Below are 18,809 nucleotides of genomic sequence, written 5' to 3' on the forward strand. Positions count from 1 at the left end.
CTAGACATCTTTAGTTTTTAAGACTTTAAAAACTATACAACCATCAGTATTTAATACCAATATGTAGGGCAACGATACCCCCAGTCATCCTATGGGTTTCCACTTCGTCAAAACCCACTCCTAACATCATTTCCTTGAGGGTTTGGGCATCGGGATGCATACGAATGGATTCCGCTAAATAGCGATAGCTTTCCGAATCTTGGGCAATCTTCTCGCCTAGCCAAGGTAAAACCTTAAAAGAATAGGTGTCATAAACTGGCTGCAAAAAGGCATCTGGCTTAGAAAATTCCAAGACCAAAACACGACCGCCCGGCTTAATAACTCGACGCATTTCGCCCAAAGCCACATCTTTATGTGTCATATTGCGCAAACCGAAAGCGACTGTCACTACATCAAAGTGATTATTTGGGAATGGGATCTTCTCGGCATCAAACTGAACACAAGGCAAAGCCATGCCGCGATCCAACAGTCGATCACGACCCACACCCAACATGGAAGCATTGATATCGCTTAACCAAACCTGCGCGTCTGGGTTATGACCCCAATCAGCTGCTTTTGCAAAAGCAGCAGCCAAGTCACCAGTACCGCCTGCAATATCCAACACTTTTTGACCAGGGCGAACATTAGCGCGAGCGATCGTAATTTTTTTCCATACGCGATGTAGGCCAAATGACATAAGGTCGTTCATCACATCGTATTTGGCAGCTACCGAGTGAAATACTTCAGCTACCTTACTAGCCTTCTCAGTCTCCTCAACGCTTTGATAACCAAAGTGCGTTTTACTCATTAGTGACTTCCACAAGAATGGCCTGACGCGCCGCCGGCTTGAACCATCGGTGTATCTCGATCTAAACCAGCAGCAGCTAATTTATCTAAATGCTCTTTCCATAACTCATCCTGATTCTCACACAGGAACAATAAATAATCCCATGTAAATAGCCCAGAGTCATGCCCATCCGAAAAGCTAGGCTTAAGTGCGTAGCGTCCTACCGGCTCAAGATTGGCAATCAAGACATCGCGCTTACCAGTCTGCAATGTTTCCTGGCCAGGCCCGTGACCTTGTACTTCAGCAGAAGGAGATAGGACTCTTAATAATTCAAAAGGTAGTCGATAAGTATTACCGCCCTCATAAGAGAGCTCTAAAACCTTAGACTGCTGATGCACTACAACATTGCTTGGAATCATTAAACGAGAACCCTCTCAATGCCGCCTTGATTTGCTTTGGTTACATAATCTTGCATCCAATCCTTACCCAGTATCTTTTGAGCCATCTCTACAACGATGTAATCGGCTGTTGTATCGCTATCTGCATCAAAACGTGTAAGGCCTTGCAAGCATGATGGGCAACTAGTTAATACTTTGACATCACCAGTGAAATCGCCTTTACGTAAATCAGTCGCAGCTTTTTCCATCTCAATCTGTTTGCGGAAACGCACTTGCGTAGAGATGTCTGGACGAGTCACAGCCAAAGTACCGGACTCACCACAACAACGATCATTCTTCTGGATAGCTTTGCCATCTTCTAGCTGAATGAGTTCATTGACCGTCTTCAGAGGGTCTTGTAATTTCATTGGAGAATGGCAAGGATCGTGATACATGTACTTCACACCTGTGACGCCAGAGAGCTTAACGCCCTTCTCTGCCAAGAACTCATGAATATCAATAATGCGACAGCCAGGGAAAATCTGTTCAAACTGATATCCCGCTAACTGGTCATAACAAGTTCCACAAGAAACTACCACGGTCTTGATATCCAAATAATTGAGAGTGTTAGCAACGCGATGGAATAACACGCGGTTGTCCGTAATCATCTTATCCGCTTTATCAAAGTCGCCATTGCCACGCTGTGGATAGCCGCAGCAGAGGTAGCCAGGAGGCAATACAGTTTGAACGCCAACATTCCACAGCATGGCTTGAGTAGCAAGGCCAACTTGAGAGAACAAGCGTTCAGAGCCACAACCCGGGAAATAAAACACCGCTTCAGTGTCTGCAGAAGTCGTCTTTGGATCACGAATAATTGGCACGTAATTCGCGTCTTCAATATCCAATAAAGCCCGCGCAGTTTTCTTCGGTAAATTACCAGGCATCTTCTTGTTTACAAAGAAAATCACCTGCTCTTTAACGCTCGGCTTACCTACTGTTGCTGGTGGATGTGCAGTTTGCTTTTTTGCAAACTTACGCAGCACATCATTACCTAAGCGCTGTAACTTATAGCCCCAACCAATCATGGTGGTACGAGCAAGATTGATGCTTTCTGGACTGGTTGCATTCAAGAAGAACATGGATGCAGCAGTACCAGGATTAAAGCGCTGCTGCCCCATCTTACGCAAGAGATTGCGCATGTTCATGGACACATCGCCAAAGTCAATATTGACTGGGCAAGGCGTTAAGCACTTGTGACAGACTGTGCAATGCGCAGCGACGTCATCAAACATTTCCCAATGGCGAATCGAAACGCCACGTCGGGTTTGCTCTTCATACAAGAAGGCTTCAATCAATAAGGAAGTTGCCAAAATCTTATCGCGTGGACTGTATAGCAAGTTTGCACGCGGCACATGAGTTGAGCAAACCGGCTTACATTTACCGCAACGTAAGCAATCTTTAACGCTATCCGCAATCGCACCAATATCACTTTGCTGCATGATGATTGATTCATGACCCATCAAGCCAAAGCTTGGGGTATAGGCCATGCTGAGGTCAGCATGAGGCATTAACTTGCCTTTATTGAAGCGGCCTTCTGGGTCAACACGATTCTTATAACTACGGAAGTCTTTGAGTTCAGCTTCGGTTAAATACTCTAATTTCGTAATACCAATACCATGCTCACCCGAAATCACGCCATCCAATGAGCGCGCTAATTTCATGATGCGATCTACAGCACGATGAGCGTCTTGCAACATCTCATAGTCATCTGAGTTCACAGGAATATTGGTGTGAACGTTACCGTCACCAGCATGCATATGCAATGCGACGAATACGCGTTTACGCAAAATATTTTTGTGAATGGCTTCTAACTCATTCAGAATCGGCTCGAATGCAAGGCCGCCAAAAATGATGCGCAACTCAGAACGTACTTCTTCTTTCCAGGAAGCGCGCAAGCTGTAATCTTGCAAACGCGGGAAATAAGAATCCATCTCAGTGAGCCACTCAGCCCAACGTCCTCGAACCTTGGCGATTAAATCTAAGGCCTGTTGAACACGATCCCCCAAGATTTCCGCAGTCGGAATCTCATACTCAGCATCACTTTTGCCCAGGGGTAATGCGCTCTTTTTCAAGAAGCTTTCAAGGCCATCAAGTACTTGTAGCTTATTTTTGAGAGAGAGCTCAATATTGATGCGATCAATACCGTCAGTGTATTCACCCATGCGGGGCAAGGGGATAACAACGTCTTCATTGATCTTAAAAGCATTGGTATGGCGAGCAATGGCCGCTGTACGAGCGCGGTCTAGCCAGAATTTCTTACGGGCTTCGGCGCTTACGGCCACAAAACCTTCGCCAACCCGCAGGTTCGCCATGCGCACTACTTCACTAGTAGCCGTAGCAACAGCTTCTTCGTCATCGCCAGCGATGTCGCCAATCAATACCATCTTCGGCAAGCTATTGCGCTTAGATTTAGTGGAATAACCAACTGCTCTTAAATAGCGATCATCTAAATGCTCAAGACCGGCCAAGATTGGGCCACCTTGCTTACTCAAACCATCTAGGTAAGCTTTAATTTCAACAATACTAGGAATGGCTTCTCGCGCTTGACCAAAAAATTCTAAGCAGACGGTACGCATGAATTTTGGCATGCGATGCAATACCCAAGTTGCGCTAGTAATCAAACCATCGCAACCTTCTTTTTGCACGCCAGGCAAACCAGATAAGAATTTATCTGTAACGTCTTTACCCAAACCTTCCTTACGGAAGCGTTTGCCCTCAACTTCAAGCAATTCTGTTTTTAGAATTCTTTGACCAGGCTCGCTATTGCCATCGGACCAAGTGAGTTGAAAGCGTACTGTGGCCACATCATGGATCTTGCCCATATTGTGATCGAGACGCTCAACATCTAACCAGTTTCCTTCGGGATCAACCATGCGCCAGCTAGCAAGATTATCTAAAGCAGTTCCCCAAAGAACTGCCTTCTTACCACCAGCATTCATCGCAATATTGCCACCAATACAACTTGCATCAGCAGAAGTGGGGTCGACTGCAAATACAAGTCCAGCATGCTCTGCAGCATCAGAGACGCGACGCGTAACAACACCTGCGCCAGTAAAGATGGTTGATACTTCGCGGTCTAGTCCAGGCAACTTCTTCGCCTTCACACCATCAATGTCTTGTAACTTTTCTGTATTAATTACTGCGGACATTGCATAGAGTGGGATAGCGCCACCGGTATAACCTGTACCGCCTCCACGGGGAATGATAGTCAAACCCAATTTAATACAAGCCTTAACTAAACCGGGGATTTCAGATTCGTAGTCGGGCTTGAGAACGACTAACGGAAACTCAACACGCCAGTCAGTTGCATCAGTTACATGCGCTGCACGAGACACACCATCAAAACAAATATTGTCTGAGGCAGTGTGACGACCTAGTTCCTTGCGTGCACGCTTACGGATCTGCTCGACTTCTTTAAATCCGTTTTCAAAATTTTCAATCGCGCGATATGCAGCACTTAATAAAATTTCTACTTGATCAGCAGAATCGCCACTATTACGCTTCTTCACTTCGCCTAGACGATGCCAGAGAGCATCAATCAATTGTTTGCGACGACTCGGACTATCAAGCAAATCATCTTGCAAGAAGGGGTTGCGCTGGACGACCCAAATATCACCCAGAATTTCAAATAACATTCGTGCAGAACGACCAGTACGGCGCACTCCACGTAAGTTATTGAGAACGCGCCATGACTCCTCGCCCAATAGGCGAATCACAATCTCTCGATCGGAAAAGGAGGTGTAGTTGTAGGGGATTTCGCGAAGACGGGGTGAGCCCGCCTCAGCATCCAACAACTGGTTCAAAGCTAGTGGTGCGTTCATAGCGACATATTTGATAAATAAGCATTTTAATAGAGCGAACCTGATAGTGGCAGGATTCCAAGAAAGTTGCTCCCTAAATGGATAAACCCTTGCAAATCTAAGGGCTTAGGAGCCATCCGTGGTACGCTCATCGGATGGCAACGAACTATTTAAAGAAAATTTTATCGGCTCGCGTCTATGACGTAGCCAGAGAAACCGAACTTCAGCTCGCCCCAGAACTGACTAATCGTTTGGGCAACCAGGTTCTCCTAAAAAGAGAGGATAACCAGCCGGTTTTCTCCTTCAAACTGCGTGGCGCTTACAACAAAATGGCTCATTTACCCCCGGAAGCCTTAAAACGCGGGGTTATAGCCGCTTCGGCAGGCAATCATGCCCAGGGCGTAGCACTTTCAGCAGCCAAAATGAAGTGTAAGGCAGTAATAGTGATGCCGGTGACTACTCCCAGCGTCAAAATCGATGCGGTCAAGGCCAGAGGCGGATCCTGGGTTGAAATCATCCTACATGGCGAATCTTATAGCGACGCCTTCAAGCATTCTGAAGTTTTAGGCAAAAAACGGGGTCTTACTTTTGTTCACCCCTTTGATGATCCCGATGTCATTGCAGGTCAAGGAACGATTGCCCACGAAATTTTTACTCAATATGAAAAACCGATCGATGCCGTTTTTGTCGCGATTGGTGGAGGTGGCTTGATTTCAGGCATTGGTGAATACATTAAAGCAGTTAGCCCAAAAACAAAAGTGATTGGCGTGCAAGCCTCAGACTCCGATGCCATGAATCAATCACTCAAGGCAAACAAACGCATTGAGATGAAAGACGTAGGTTTATTCTCAGATGGCACTGCAGTGAAACTCGTTGGTAAAGAAACATTTCGTATTTGTAAAAAAGTAGTGGATGAGATCATCACTGTAGACACAGACGAAATCTGCGCAGCTATTAACGATGTATTTACGGACACTCGCAGCATTCTGGAGCCCGCTGGCGCACTTGCTATTGCCGGTATGAAGAAGTACGTTGAGAAGAAGCGTATTAAGAAGAAAACCTTAGTAGCTGTGGCTTGCGGAGCCAATATGAACTTTAGCCGCCTGCGCTTTGTAGCCGAGCGTGCGGATGTTGGTGAATATCGTGAGGCGGTATTTGCTGTCACCATACCTGAAGAGCGCGGATCCTTCAAACGCTTCTGTGAATTACTTGGCAAACGCAATGTCACTGAATTTAACTATCGTATTGGTGATCAAAGCGAAGCGCATATTTTTGTTGGCATCAGCACACAAAAAGCTGGCGACAGTGAGGCGATTGCAAAGCATTTCCGTAAAGCAAAGTTTGCAACGATTGACCTCACCCACGATGAGTTAGCAAAATCCCATTTACGTCACATGGTTGGTGGACATTCTGCACTGGCTAAGGATGAATTACTCTATCGCTTTGAATTCCCAGAGCGCCCAGGTGCTCTAATGAAGTTCCTAACAAGCATGGCACCTAACTGGAACATTAGTTTGTTCCACTACCGCAACCATGGTGCTGACTACGGCCGCATCCTAGTGGGTCTCCAAGTTCCCAAGAATGAGCAGAAGAAATTCCAAGGCTTCTTGGCTGGTCTGGGTTACCCGCACTGGGATGAAAGCAATAATCCCGCTTATCGCCTGTTTCTAAAATAGGGTGTAAATCGCAAGATGTCATACACACTCACCGGAAAACTCGTAGTCGCGATCTCCTCGCGCGCCCTGTTTGATTTCGAAGAAGAAAATCGTATCTTCGAATCAACCGATGACAGTGCTTACATGAAATTGCAGCTTGAACGTTTGAGTGAAGCAGCCCAAAAAGGTGTTGCTTTCCCCTTGGTTAAAAAACTACTGGCTTTTAATGACGAAGGCGAACAACGCGTTGAAGTGGTGATTCTTTCCCGCAACGATCCTGTCAGTGGCTTGCGCGTCTTCCGCTCAGCCGAACATCATGGTTTGCATTTGGAGCGCGGTGTATTTACAAGAGGTCGCCCTCCTTATCATTATCTGCGCTCACTACATGCGAATCTATTCCTATCAGCAAATGAAGATGATGTCAGAGCAACGATTGATGCAGGCTTTCCTGCAGCTCGGGTATATCCAGAATCCAGCAAGACTGCTGAGTCTCATCCTAATGAAATCCGTATAGCATTTGACGGAGATGCAGTACTGTTCTCTGACGAAGCTGAACAAGTATTCCAGAAAAAAGGTCTTGAAGCTTTCGTAGATCATGAGAGTAAGAAGGTTGATATTCCCTTGCCTCCAGGGCCGTTCAAGCCGCTGTTAGAAGCGCTACATAGGCTACAGCGCTCTACCAGTGAAAACGGTATGCGTATTCGTACTGCACTAGTCACTGCACGCTCAGCGCCAGCACACGAACGTGCTATTCGAACTCTAATGGCGTGGGGTATTGATGTAGATGAAGCAATGTTCTTAGGGGGTCTTTCGAAGAGTGAGTTCTTACGAGAGTTCGAGCCTGACTTTTTCTTTGACGATCAAACAGGTCATTGCCAATCCGCCGCCTCTGTTGCACCCACTGGCCATGTTGTATCAGGTGTATCGAACAATCCTAAGAAATAATTCATGGCAACGCTTCCACTCGGACAATCTTCACAATATCCAGATCAATACGATCCAGGCTTATTGTTTCCCATTCCAAGAACTGAGAACAGAAAAAAGCTTGGCCTCAAAGTGGAGCAAGCCTTACCGTTTGTAGGTGTAGATATTTGGAATGCCTTTGAACTCAGCTGGCTCAATCAAAAGGGTAAGCCGCAGATTGCTTTAGCTGAGTTTCAAATTCCAGCTGATTCACCGAACATGATCGAGTCCAAGTCATTCAAGCTCTACCTCAATAGCCTTAATAGCGCTCGATTTGGGGATGAGAATGAAGTAAAAGAGCGCCTCATTACAGACCTGTCAGCAGTAGCTGGTAGCAAGATCGCCACAAGAATTAATCCAACAGAATCTATTTCCAAAAAAGGAATGCAAGAGATGGGTGGGATTTTGATGGATCGCCTGGATATTGAAGTTGATCCAAATCTACCCGCAGACCCAGACTTGCTGAGGGTGAATGAGTCTTTTGGTCCTATAGAGCAATGCCTTGTTTCACATCTCCTCAAATCGAATTGCCCAGTAACTGGCCAACCAGATTGGGCGAGTGTACAAATTCGCTATCAAGGCAGACCCATCCTAGAAGAAGGTTTATTGCGCTACCTGATAGGCTTTAGGAATCTTGGTGAGTTTCATGAGCATTGCGTTGAAACCATCTTTACTGATATCAAGCGTCAATGTAAACCAGAAAAGCTTTCTGTATATGCGCGCTACACACGACGCGGCGGCTTAGATATCAATCCATTCCGTACTGACTACAACTCTCCGTGGCCGGAAAACATTCGGCACTCCAGGCAGTAAGAATTTAATCAGTAGGCGAATAAAAACCCCTTGTAGGAAATCCTAGAAGGGGTTTTTGCTATTTCTAAAACTACTTTAAAACGGAATGTCGTCATCCATAGCGCCGAGTGACGCAGCATTAGAGGATGCTGGGGCAGATTGCTCAGCCGGCTTTGAGCGGCTGTAGCTTTCGCCACCATCACCACTGCCACCAACTGGCTTACCGCCGAGCATTTGCATAGTTTCTGCAACGATCTCTGTGGAATACTTTTCTTGACCACTTGCGTCAGTCCATTTACGAGTACGCAAACGACCCTCAACATAAACTTGTGAGCCTTTTTTGAGGTACTGACCAGCGATTTCTGCAAGCTTGCCAAAGAATGCAACGCGGTGCCATTCTGTGGTTTCTTTCATTTCGCCAGTTTGTTTGTCCTTGTAGCGATCAGATGTTGCTACTGAAATATTTGTAACGGCGTCGCCACTTGGCATATAACGCGTTTCTGGATCACGTCCTACGTTACCTACGATGATGACCTTATTTACCGAAGCCATGTTGTCTCCCGAAGAAAAATACTACTGTTATTACTACTAAAAAATAAACTGCTCGCTTTAATTGAATGAATGAAGCTGCGGTTATGTCGTTGTGTCTACGGCCTTAGATTCTGTTGCTCTCGTTGGCATTTCGCCCATCGACCAAGCAATTATAAGCCAGCAAACTAGGAGCACTGCGCCCATCACAAAGACCGATAAATCACCATGGCTATCCATCAAATAACCACCAATAACAGCCCCTGAGAACAGGCCAATCGACTGAGTGGTGTTGTAGACACCTAAGGCCGTACCTTTAGATTCCTTTGCAAAACGGGATACCAAAGAAGGCTGCAAAGCTTCGAGCAAGTTAAAGCCTACAAAATAAACAAGTAATGCCGTCGCAATCGTCATTACTGAATTCGCTTGTGTAAAGGTTAACTCTGCAATAAATAGCAGAACTATCGCAATTAAAAGTACTGTTTTTAACTGTTGTTTCTTTTCACCAAAAATCAGAACCGGCGCCATGAAGAAAAATGACAACAGCACTACAGGAAGATAAATTTCCCAATGCGATGAGAGTGGTAAACCTGCTTGTACCAGCAAACGCGGCACCACTAAGAACATCGCTACTTGAGTTGCGTGTAATACAAAAACACCCAGGTTTAAGCGCATAAGCTCTGGGCGAAAGAAAACTTCTTTTAATGAAGCTTGTTGAACTTTTGCCTCTAGCTTGGTTGTCGGCAAAACGTAATAGGTCACGAACATAGCCATTACGCCCAATACCGCTAGAACCATAAAAATTCCACTGAGGCTAATTGCACGATAGATCGGCGCCGCAATAACCAAAGATAAAGCAAAGGAAAGGGCAATGCTGCCACCAACCAAGGCCATGGCTCGGGTGCGAACCTGTTCCCGAGTTAAGTCGGCCACCCAGGCAGAGATAGCCGCTGAAACCGCCCCAGCACCCATAATTCCGCGCCCGATGGCAATCCACAGCAAATCATCCTTGGCAGCGCAGATTAGGGCGCCGGCCACAAATAGCGACAATCCCCATAAAACAACCGGTTTACGCCCAATTCGGTCCGATAAACGGCCTAAGGGGATATAAAAACAGGCCTGCACAATATTGAAGATCCCGAGGGTCAAGCCCACCCATAGGGCATGTTCCCCGCCTGGCAAGCCACGCGCATGAATACTGAAGATGGGCAATAGCAAGAAGAGGCCCAGCATACGAAGGCCAAAGATGCCTGCTAAGGCCAGAGTGGAGCGAAGTTCAGAAGGATTCATGGGAAAGAGCTATATTAACAAGTTACGCTAAAAAATCATGAATAACGAAATCAAGATCCGCGGTGCCCGCACCCACAACCTCAAAAACATCAATCTAGACATCCCTAGGGAGAAACTAGTTGTCCTTACTGGCTTATCGGGATCAGGCAAAAGCTCCTTGGCTTTTGACACTCTCTATGCAGAAGGTCAACGCCGCTATGTTGAATCTTTGTCAGCTTATGCCCGCCAGTTTTTGCAACTCATGGAAAAACCAGACGTCGATACGATTGAAGGACTTTCACCCGCAATCTCGATTGAGCAAAAAGCCACTAGTCATAATCCGCGCTCTACCGTTGGTACTGTTACAGAAATTCATGATTACTTACGCTTGTTATTCGCTCGCGCAGGAACGCCACACTGTCCAGATCACGACCTACCACTAGAAGCTCAAAGCGTTTCTCAAATGGTAGATACAGTGTTGTCAATGCCAGAAGATACGAAGCTCATGATTCTGGCTCCAGTAGTCAGTGAGCGTAAAGGTGAATTCGTAGATCTCTTTCAAGACCTACAGGCACAAGGGTTTGTGCGCTTTCGCGTGCGCTCAGGTGGTGGCACAGCAAACGTAGCAAAAGCAGAAATTTTTGAAGTTGATCAATTACCAACCCTCAAGAAAAACGATAAGCATTCGATTGAAGTAGTAGTTGATCGTATTAAAGTTCGTCCCGATATTCAGCAGCGTTTAGCGGAGTCTTTTGAAACAGCTCTGCGTCTAGCAGATGGCAAGGCCATGATTGTCGACATGGATACTGGCAAAGAGATGATCTTCTCTAGCAAGTTTGCTTGCCCAGTTTGCTCATACTCACTCCAAGAGCTAGAGCCCCGCCTCTTCTCCTTTAATAACCCAATGGGAGCCTGCCCATCCTGCGATGGCCTAGGTCATCAGTCCTTCTTTGATCCTAAGCGTATCGTTGCTCACCCTGATTTATCGCTAGCGTCTGGTGCCATTAAAGGCTGGGATCGTCGTAATCAGTTCTATTTCAAATTGCTTCAGACCCTTGCTAAGCATGGCGGTTTTGATGTGGAGAAGCCATTTGAAACCCTCAATAAGAAACAACAAGATTTGATTCTCCTGGGCTCTGGAGATGTCACTATTCCATTTGAGTACATCAATGAACGCGGCAAGAATAGTATTCGTGAGCATGCGTTCGAGGGCATTGTTGCTAACTTTGAGAGACGCTATCGCGAAACAGATTCCATGACGGTTCGCGAAGAACTATCGCGCTATCAAAATGTACAAACCTGTCCTGAATGTAATGGTAGCCGCTTGCGCAAAGAGGCTCGCTTTGTCAAGGTGGGTGAGAAAAAGCAATCCCGTGCAATTTACGAGATCAGCGCTCTCCCTCTAAAAGAAGCAAAAGACTATTTCGAGGCGCTCGAACTCAAAGGCGCCAAGCGAGAAATTGCCGACAAAATTGTTAAAGAAATTAGTGCTCGTCTGCGCTTCTTAAACGACGTGGGTCTGGACTACCTTTCTCTGGAGCGCAGTGCTGACACCTTATCGGGTGGCGAAGCTCAGCGTATCCGCCTAGCGAGCCAGATTGGTTCAGGCTTAACTGGTGTTATGTACGTCCTAGATGAACCGTCTATTGGCTTACATCAGCGTGATAACGATCGCCTGATCGGCACTCTAAAACACTTGCGCGATTTAGGTAATAGCGTTTTAGTGGTTGAGCATGATGAGGATATGATTCGTGCCTCTGACTGGGTGATTGATATCGGCCCTGGTGCCGGTATTCATGGTGGGGAAGTAGTTGCTCAAGGTACCCCAGCTGAAGTAGAAGCTAATCCTAACTCTTTAACCGGTGCTTACCTTGCCGGTCGTGAAGCGATTGCCGTTCCAGAAAAACGCATCCCAGTAAATGATCGCTTTTTAGAGATCATTGGCGCACGCGGCAACAACTTGCAATCTGTACATGCAAAGATTCCGGTTGGCTTATTAACCTGCGTTACTGGTGTATCGGGTTCTGGTAAATCCACTTTAATTAATGACACCCTGCATCACGCGGTAGCACAGCATCTGTATGGCTCTAATGCAGAACCTGCAGCGCATGATGCGATTAAGGGCTTAGAGCATTTTGACAAAGTAATTAGCGTTGACCAATCCCCCATTGGCAGAACGCCGCGTTCGAACCCGGCTACCTACACCGGTCTATTCACGCCAATTAGAGAGCTCTTTGCTGGCGTTCCAGCATCACGTGAACGAGGTTATGAAGCTGGTCGCTTCTCCTTTAACGTCAAAGGCGGTCGCTGCGACTCTTGTGAAGGTGATGGCGTTCTCAAAGTAGAAATGCACTTCTTGCCGGATGTATATGTACCTTGTGATGTTTGTCACGGCAAGCGCTATAACCGCGAGACATTAGATATTCGCTACAAAGGTAAAAATATTCATGAAGTACTTTCGATGACCATCGAACAAGCCCATGAATTCTTTGAAGCGGTTCCTGTTGTTAAGCGCAAACTCAAAACATTACTTGATGTCGGTTTGGGTTATGTGAAGCTTGGCCAGAGCGCTACCACCCTTTCTGGTGGCGAAGCACAACGCGTCAAACTATCGCTAGAACTCTCTAAGCGTGATACTGGCAGAACCTTATACATCCTAGATGAACCGACTACTGGCCTGCACTTCCATGACATTCAGCTGTTATTGACAGTAATTCAAACCCTCAAAAAACAGGGTAATACGATTGTCATCATTGAGCACAATCTTGATGTGATTAAGACGGCTGATTGGATTATTGATTTAGGACCCAAAGGCGGCGCTGGTGGTGGACAGATTATTGCTACTGGCACACCAGAAGAAGTAGCTAAAAATGAACTGAGCTTTACAGGTCACTATCTAGCCCCATTGTTGACTCGCAAAGCCCCAACTCCTGCGGCTGCCAAAAAGAAAGCTAAGTAAATCTATCAATGCTTGCAGTGCTATTGAACTGATCTCAGAGCAATTTAGCTTCAGCTAAATCGGTTGCCTCTGAATTACCTGAGATCACCAAAATGTCATTCGCCTCGAGTCGTAGATCGGGCCTGGGATCTAACTTCACATAATCTGCGTTTTGAGCTTTACGACGTACCGCCTGAACATTTACACCATCAATATCCAGATCAAGCTCACCCAAAGTTTTACCAATTGCTTGAGAGTTCGGCAGCAGCGTTATGGCATGCAAACGCCAAGATTCATTTGAGCCAAAGTCATCATCTGCCGATCCACGGAAATAGCCCCTCAGTAAGCTGTAACGCTCTTCACGCGCTGTAGTGATACGTCGCACTACCTTACGCATTGGCACACCCATGATCAGCAAAACATGGGAAGCGATCATCAAACTACCTTCAATCAATTCAGGAACCACCTCAGTCGCACCAGCTGCTTGCAACTTGGCAATATCCGCATCATCTCTAGTACGTACCAACACAGTCATGCCTGGACGTAAGTGCTCAACCTGACGAAGAACTCGCATGCTGGCAGCAGTATCAGCATAGGTAATCACTACCGCTTTTGCTCTTGACAGACCCGCAGCTGTCAAATAATTTTCACGACTCGCATCGCCATAAACTACGTTATCACCAGCAGCGGCTGCCTCTTTGACGCGATCCGGATCTAAATCCAAAGCGATGTACGGAATTTTTTCTTGATCAAGCATACGCGCCAAACTTTGACCAGAACGACCAAAGCCACAAATAATTACGTGGTTTTCATTACGAACACTTTTGGAGGCAACGCGAGTTAATGCGAGTGACTGTAATAACCACTCGTTACTAGAAAAACGCATTGCAATACGATCGCTGTATTCAATGAGAAATGGTGCGCAGAACATGGAGATCAACATTGCCGCCAATACCGCCTGACTCAAGGTAGGGTCAATCAAATCCAAACCATCAATTTGGTTTAACAACACAAAACCAAATTCACCCGCCTGAGCTAAGCACAAGCCAGTTCTAATGGAGATACCGGGGCTTGAGCCAAAAGCCCGTGATAGCAGGGCAATCAGGCCAAACTTAAAGATGAGTGGGCCAATTAGGAGCGCTACAACAAGTACCCACTGCTCACGAATGACATTGAAATCCAGCAACATACCAATCGTAATAAAGAACAACCCTAGCAAAACATCTCGGAAAGGTTTGACATCCTCTTCCACTTGATGACGATATGGCGTTTCTGAAATCAACATGCCCGCCAAAAACGCACCGAGGGCCAGTGATAAACCAAAGTGCTCAGTAAGTCCTGCCATGCCCAACACAATCAACAAGAGATTGAGCATGAATAATTCTTGTGAACGCAACTTAGCAACTAATCTAAACCAATGACTCATCAAGCTTTGGCCAATGAAGAAAATTAGCACTAAAGCCACGGTGATTTTGATAGATGCTGCTGTCAGTGCAACAAATAAGTCGGAAGGATTTTTTCCGAGTGATGGCAATAAGATCAACAGGAAGACCACAGCTAAATCCTGGAATAGCAAAATACCAACCACATTGCGCCCATGCTCAGTTTCTAATTCAGCGCGATCGGAAATCAGCTTAGTGACAATCGCTGTGGATGACATGGCCAGCGCACCACCCAGTGCAATGGCAGCCTGCCAAGAAATAGGATAAATCCAGCTCATCAATAGACTTGCCGGGACTGCCAGCAACATGGTCAAAATGACTTGACTACCGCCCAGACCAAATACGATGGACCGCATCGCCCGTAGCTTATGGAGATTAAATTCCAGCCCGATTGAGAACATCAAGAAAACTACGCCAAATTCGGCCAAATACTTCACCGTAGCTGAATCATTAGCCAAGCCTAGGGCATGTGGGCCAATCAGTACGCCAATGGCCAAATAGCCCAAAATAGGGGGTAATCCAAAATAGCGGAAAATAACCACTCCGGCCACACCCGAGGCCAGGAGAATGAGGGTTAATTGAAGGACTGACGGCATATACTTACTCGATGATAGCTAAGACTCGTGAACGTACCCTAAAGCTTGCGCGCGACACCCTCACTATTGAGGCTGCTGCACTGCAAACCATGCGCGATCGCCTAGAGGGCGCCAATGCGGATGCCCTTGTCCTGGCAGTTGAGCTTTTACATGGCTGCAAAGGCAGAATCGTGGTTTCTGGAATCGGCAAATCAGGTCATATTGCCCGCAAAATTGCCGCTACCTTTGCCTCTACTGGCTCCCCAGCCTTTTTTGTTCACCCCGCTGAAGCCAGCCATGGTGACTTAGGCATGGTTACCAGAGATGATGTTTTTGTGGCACTCTCAAACTCTGGTGAGACAGACGAACTACTTACCATCGTGCCAATTGTGAAGCGCACTGGCGCAAAACTCATTGCTCTAACTGGTGCCCCGAATTCCTCTCTTGCCAAATTAGCAGATGCACATCTAGATACCAGTGTTGAAAAAGAGGCCTGCCCTTTAAATCTTGCACCGACTACCAGCACTACTGCAGCGCTCGCTATGGGGGATGCATTAGCTGTTGCCTTACTGGACACAAGAGGTTTTGAAGCTGAAGACTTTATTCGCTCCCATCCTGGTGGCAGACTAGGTCGCAAACAACTCATGCATGTGAGCGAAGTTATGCGCAGTCTTGCAGACACACCAAAAATCTCTATTGATGCGTCTCTACAAGATGCTCTGCTAGAGATGACATCAAAGCGTATGGGTATGGTGGTAATCCTAGATACCAACCAAAAAGTGTTTGGTATTTTGACTGATGGCGACTTACGTCGTCTTCTAGAAAAGACTACCAATCTTGACGGCATCAAACTTTCGAGCGCGACTACTGCTGACCCACGTACCATTACTGGAGAACTGCTTGCTGAAGAGGCGATTGAGATGATGGAGAAACATCGCATCAATCATCTGGTGGTTACGGATAACAAAGGTCATTTATTGGGCGCATTAAATCTGCACGATTTATTTGCAGCCAAAGTCATTTAATTTCTTTAGTAATCGAGCATCCCTTTTATGCCTAGCGCCTTTAATACCCACAATACCAATCCCCTTGCTCAATATCCACAAGCCTGGGAGCGCGCAGGTCATGTGAAGCTCTTGGTACTGGATGTCGATGGTGTTCTAACCAATGGTCAGGTATGGATTGGTGCTGACGGCAAAGAATCTTTGAAAGCGTTTGATATTCAAGATGGATTGGGCATCAAATTATTAGAACAGTGTGGAATACCGACTGCCATCATTACCGGCAGAAATTCCAAAATGGTTTTAGCGCGTTGCGAAGAACTTGGCATTAAACATGTTCATATGGGTGTAGAAAATAAAGCCATTGCATTAGAAGAGGTGCTTAAGTCGCTCAGACTTACTCAGGCAGATTGTGCGGTCATGGGGGATGATTGGCCCGATATGCAAATGATGAAAAATGCAGGCTTACGTATTTGCCCTGCCCAAGGCCATGAGGCTGTTAAAGAATTTGCACATTTAGTAACAATCCGTAGCGGCGGTAACAGTGCAGTTCGCGAAGTATGTGATTTGATTCTGAAGGCCCAAAATCTTTACGAAGGTTTACTCAATAAGGCTCGCAGCTAAGCAATGCAGTTAAAGCCTCAGCACATCAAACTTAGCATTGGCCGCGCACTATTACGCCTACTGCCTTTGATTTTAATGGGGGCGCTCACGCTAGCAACTTTTTGGCTTGTACAAAAAAATACTCCGCCAGAAAAATCCCCTTTAGAACGCGTACGCCTCCATGAGCCAGACTACACCATTAAAAATGGTGCCCTCTCGGCACTAAATGAATTAGGCAATACTAAATATCGAATTCTGGGTGTAAAAGTAACTCACTACGATGATGACGCCTCAATCGATATCCTTACGCCACGCATGCGCTTATTTCAAGCTGAAAAGGCGCCAGTAACCGTCAAGTCAGATACTGGGCATCTTGATGGCGATCTCACCATTTTGGATTTATACGATAACGCCAGCATCTTTCGTCCAGCACAAGAGGCAACAGCATCACAGCCAGCCACTCTAAGAATGCTGGCAAGCTCAAGCTATTTCAAAGTATTGATTAACGATGACATTATTGAAACTGATAGACCGATTACCCTTGAGCAAGGGATGTCGATCATGAAATCTACCGATGGCGGTATTTTTAACAATGTCGAGCAAAGTATGGTGCTGAGCGGTCATGTTAAGGGACGTATTGAGCGTGCCCCACGGAGTAACCCATAAAATGCCGTCGATCAAGTACTGGCTCACCCATTTAGCGCTATTTATTTTCACAGCATTTGGACTGACTACGACTTTTTCAGCGCATGCAGAAAAAGCAGATCAAGATAAACCGGTCATCCTAGAGGCAGAGAAAGTTTCTGTAAACGATGTAAAGCAAGTCTATGATCTCAATGGTCAAGTGTTGCTGATTAAGGGCAGCATTATTGTCACCGGCGAAGATGGACACATTGTTGTAGACCCTCAGGGTTATGAGTTTGTCGATGTCATTGGTACGACCGAAGCAGTCGCTAGCTTTAGGCAACGTCGCGAAGGTATTGCAGATGAGTTCATGCAAGGCCGCGGTACACAAGTGACTTATGATGCCAAGACAGAATTCCTAACCTTGACTGGAGATGCTAGCCTCAAGCGCTTACTCAATATGCAAATGCTCGATCAATTAAAGGGCTGGAAAATTGAGTACGATGATGTAAAGCAGTACTATCAAGTCATTCCTCCCAAAGATGCAAAGCCGGATGATTTACCCCTAGCCAGAGCCATCCTTTCACCAAGACGAAAAGCAACCCTAGAGAAATGACAGCGGAATTAGCCCAAATTAATAATGCGCCAACACTAAGCGCTCATAACTTACAAAAACGCTATGGCTCAAGAACGGTAGTCCGGGATGTATCCGTTCAGGTGAGATGTGGCGAAGTCGTTGGATTATTAGGGCCAAATGGAGCAGGTAAAACCACTTCGTTTTACATGATTGTTGGACTTGTCCCGCTCGATGGCGGCAATATTATTTTGGACGGCGCTGATATTACGCACCTCCCGATTCATGAGCGCGCGCGCATGGGTCTGTCTTATTTGCCACAAGAAGCTTCGGTATTTAGAAAGCTGAATGTAGCCGAAAATATCCAGGCTGTACTCGAACTCCAAGTTCAAGGTGGCAGGGCCCTCAGCAAGGCTGAGATTGCCAACCGACTAGATGAACTCTTGGGTGAACTCCAAATTAGCCATCTACGCAATAACCCCGCCCTTTCCTTATCAGGCGGTGAGCGTAGACGTGTTGAGATCGCCAGAGCCCTAGCCTCCCAACCAAAATTCATCTTGCTAGACGAACCTTTTGCAGGCGTTGACCCTATTGCCGTTGGGGAAATTCAACGGATTGTGCGCTTCTTGCGAGACCGGCAAATTGGTGTGTTAATCACCGACCATAATGTCCGCGAAACCCTTGGCATCTGTGATCATGCTTACATCATCAGCGAGGGTAGTGTATTAGCTGAAGGGAAACCAGAGCAGATTATTCAGAACGATGCAGTCAGAAGAGTCTATCTGGGCGAAAACTTCAGGATGTAAGCCAGGCAGGGCTTCCTGCTTGTAATGTAATAAATA

At 46.3% G+C, this 18,809-nt stretch carries 15 protein-coding genes; 9 read left to right on the forward strand and 6 right to left on the reverse strand.

What is annotated here, in order from left to right; translation table 11 throughout:
* Positions 1-43: 43 nt before the first annotated feature.
* The 3 genes from ubiE to AOC20_RS08785 are packed head-to-tail and all read right to left on the reverse strand — an operon-like array spanning position 44 to position 5,024.
* Positions 44-787: a bifunctional demethylmenaquinone methyltransferase/2-methoxy-6-polyprenyl-1,4-benzoquinol methylase UbiE gene (ubiE, locus tag AOC20_RS08775; RefSeq protein ID WP_215360345.1), complete on the reverse strand. Its 744-nt coding sequence runs from the start codon at positions 785-787 to the stop codon at positions 44-46.
* Entirely contained in the window at positions 787-1,185 is a 399-nt protein-coding gene (locus tag AOC20_RS08780) for a gamma-butyrobetaine hydroxylase family protein (protein ID WP_215360347.1), read from the reverse strand. The genes ubiE and AOC20_RS08780 overlap by 1 nt, the downstream gene beginning before the upstream one ends.
* Positions 1,185-5,024 carry a DUF3683 domain-containing protein gene (locus AOC20_RS08785; RefSeq protein WP_215360349.1) on the reverse strand — a complete coding sequence of 1,280 codons (3,840 nt, stop codon included), beginning with the start codon at positions 5,022-5,024 and terminating at the stop codon, positions 1,185-1,187. The genes AOC20_RS08780 and AOC20_RS08785 overlap by 1 nt, the downstream gene beginning before the upstream one ends.
* A gap of 134 nt (positions 5,025-5,158) precedes the next feature.
* Between AOC20_RS08785 and ilvA the strand changes: the two genes are divergently transcribed.
* Genes ilvA through queF form a run of 3 tightly spaced genes read left to right on the forward strand, consistent with a single transcriptional unit; the run spans position 5,159 to position 8,434 of the window.
* Complete coding sequence (gene ilvA / locus AOC20_RS08790; protein ID WP_215360351.1) at positions 5,159-6,679, forward strand: threonine ammonia-lyase, biosynthetic; 1,521 nt, start codon at positions 5,159-5,161, stop codon at positions 6,677-6,679.
* Positions 6,680-6,694: 15 nt separating this feature from the next.
* Positions 6,695-7,603 (forward strand): 5'-nucleotidase, encoded by a 909-nt coding sequence (locus AOC20_RS08795; RefSeq protein ID WP_215360353.1) that lies wholly within the window; start codon positions 6,695-6,697, stop codon positions 7,601-7,603.
* 3 nt (positions 7,604-7,606) lie between these two features.
* Complete coding sequence (gene queF / locus AOC20_RS08800; protein ID WP_215360355.1) at positions 7,607-8,434, forward strand: NADPH-dependent 7-cyano-7-deazaguanine reductase QueF; 828 nt, start codon at positions 7,607-7,609, stop codon at positions 8,432-8,434.
* Positions 8,435-8,509: 75 nt separating this feature from the next.
* Here queF and ssb read toward each other — a convergent pair whose 3' ends face one another.
* The gene (ssb, locus tag AOC20_RS08805) at positions 8,510-8,965 is read right to left on the reverse strand and encodes a single-stranded DNA-binding protein (protein WP_215357521.1); all 456 of its coding nucleotides are present in this window, start codon (positions 8,963-8,965) and stop codon (positions 8,510-8,512) included.
* An 81-nt stretch (positions 8,966-9,046) separates the two neighbouring features.
* Positions 9,047-10,231: an MFS transporter gene (locus tag AOC20_RS08810; RefSeq protein WP_215360357.1), complete on the reverse strand. Its 1,185-nt coding sequence runs from the start codon at positions 10,229-10,231 to the stop codon at positions 9,047-9,049.
* Positions 10,232-10,268: 37 nt separating this feature from the next.
* Here AOC20_RS08810 and uvrA point away from each other — a divergent pair, with 37 nt between their 5' ends.
* Positions 10,269-13,169, forward strand: a complete 2,901-nt coding sequence (gene uvrA, locus AOC20_RS08815) for an excinuclease ABC subunit UvrA (RefSeq protein WP_215360359.1) — start codon at positions 10,269-10,271, stop codon at positions 13,167-13,169.
* A gap of 34 nt (positions 13,170-13,203) precedes the next feature.
* Here uvrA and AOC20_RS08820 read toward each other — a convergent pair whose 3' ends face one another.
* Entirely contained in the window at positions 13,204-15,186 is a 1,983-nt protein-coding gene (locus tag AOC20_RS08820; protein ID WP_215360361.1) for a monovalent cation:proton antiporter family protein, read from the reverse strand.
* 11 nt (positions 15,187-15,197) lie between these two features.
* Here AOC20_RS08820 and AOC20_RS08825 point away from each other — a divergent pair, with 11 nt between their 5' ends.
* From AOC20_RS08825 to lptB, 5 genes are read left to right on the forward strand one after another with little or no spacing between them, the layout of a single operon-like run.
* A complete protein-coding gene (locus tag AOC20_RS08825; protein ID WP_215360363.1) occupies positions 15,198-16,190 on the forward strand; it encodes a KpsF/GutQ family sugar-phosphate isomerase in 993 nt (330 codons plus the stop codon).
* 27 nt (positions 16,191-16,217) lie between these two features.
* Complete coding sequence (locus AOC20_RS08830; protein ID WP_215360365.1) at positions 16,218-16,790, forward strand: KdsC family phosphatase; 573 nt, start codon at positions 16,218-16,220, stop codon at positions 16,788-16,790.
* 3 nt (positions 16,791-16,793) lie between these two features.
* Positions 16,794-17,435 carry an LPS export ABC transporter periplasmic protein LptC gene (gene lptC, locus AOC20_RS08835; RefSeq protein WP_215360367.1) on the forward strand — a complete coding sequence of 214 codons (642 nt, stop codon included), beginning with the start codon at positions 16,794-16,796 and terminating at the stop codon, positions 17,433-17,435.
* A gap of 1 nt (position 17,436) precedes the next feature.
* Positions 17,437-18,009 (forward strand): lipopolysaccharide transport periplasmic protein LptA, encoded by a 573-nt coding sequence (gene lptA, locus AOC20_RS08840; protein WP_251373090.1) that lies wholly within the window; start codon positions 17,437-17,439, stop codon positions 18,007-18,009.
* Positions 18,006-18,773 carry an LPS export ABC transporter ATP-binding protein gene (gene lptB / locus AOC20_RS08845; protein WP_215360369.1) on the forward strand — a complete coding sequence of 256 codons (768 nt, stop codon included), beginning with the start codon at positions 18,006-18,008 and terminating at the stop codon, positions 18,771-18,773. The genes lptA and lptB overlap by 4 nt, the downstream gene beginning before the upstream one ends.
* Positions 18,774-18,809: the final 36 nt, after the last annotated feature.

The organism is Polynucleobacter ibericus, assembly GCF_018687955.1.
Classification (GTDB): Bacteria; Pseudomonadota; Gammaproteobacteria; order Burkholderiales; family Burkholderiaceae; genus Polynucleobacter; species Polynucleobacter ibericus.

What these genes read in the sequence shown, in the direction of transcription:
- AOC20_RS08820 (WP_215360361.1), bottom strand. Translation starts at nt 15,186, where the DNA reads ATGCCGTCAGTCCTTCAATTAACCCTCATTCTCCTGGCCTCGGGTGTG.
- AOC20_RS08825 (WP_215360363.1), top strand. Translation starts at nt 15,198, where the DNA reads ATGATAGCTAAGACTCGTGAACGTACCCTAAAGCTTGCGCGCGACACC.
- queF (WP_215360355.1), top strand. Translation starts at nt 7,607, where the DNA reads ATGGCAACGCTTCCACTCGGACAATCTTCACAATATCCAGATCAATAC.
- ssb (WP_215357521.1), bottom strand. Translation starts at nt 8,965, where the DNA reads ATGGCTTCGGTAAATAAGGTCATCATCGTAGGTAACGTAGGACGTGAT.
- AOC20_RS08785 (WP_215360349.1), bottom strand. Translation starts at nt 5,024, where the DNA reads ATGAACGCACCACTAGCTTTGAACCAGTTGTTGGATGCTGAGGCGGGC.
- AOC20_RS08780 (WP_215360347.1), bottom strand. Translation starts at nt 1,185, where the DNA reads ATGATTCCAAGCAATGTTGTAGTGCATCAGCAGTCTAAGGTTTTAGAG.
- AOC20_RS08830 (WP_215360365.1), top strand. Translation starts at nt 16,218, where the DNA reads ATGCCTAGCGCCTTTAATACCCACAATACCAATCCCCTTGCTCAATAT.
- AOC20_RS08810 (WP_215360357.1), bottom strand. Translation starts at nt 10,231, where the DNA reads ATGAATCCTTCTGAACTTCGCTCCACTCTGGCCTTAGCAGGCATCTTT.
- ilvA (WP_215360351.1), top strand. Translation starts at nt 5,159, where the DNA reads ATGGCAACGAACTATTTAAAGAAAATTTTATCGGCTCGCGTCTATGAC.
- lptA (WP_251373090.1), top strand. Translation starts at nt 17,437, where the DNA reads ATGCCGTCGATCAAGTACTGGCTCACCCATTTAGCGCTATTTATTTTC.
- lptC (WP_215360367.1), top strand. Translation starts at nt 16,794, where the DNA reads ATGCAGTTAAAGCCTCAGCACATCAAACTTAGCATTGGCCGCGCACTA.
- uvrA (WP_215360359.1), top strand. Translation starts at nt 10,269, where the DNA reads ATGAATAACGAAATCAAGATCCGCGGTGCCCGCACCCACAACCTCAAA.
- lptB (WP_215360369.1), top strand. Translation starts at nt 18,006, where the DNA reads ATGACAGCGGAATTAGCCCAAATTAATAATGCGCCAACACTAAGCGCT.
- ubiE (WP_215360345.1), bottom strand. Translation starts at nt 787, where the DNA reads ATGAGTAAAACGCACTTTGGTTATCAAAGCGTTGAGGAGACTGAGAAG.
- AOC20_RS08795 (WP_215360353.1), top strand. Translation starts at nt 6,695, where the DNA reads ATGTCATACACACTCACCGGAAAACTCGTAGTCGCGATCTCCTCGCGC.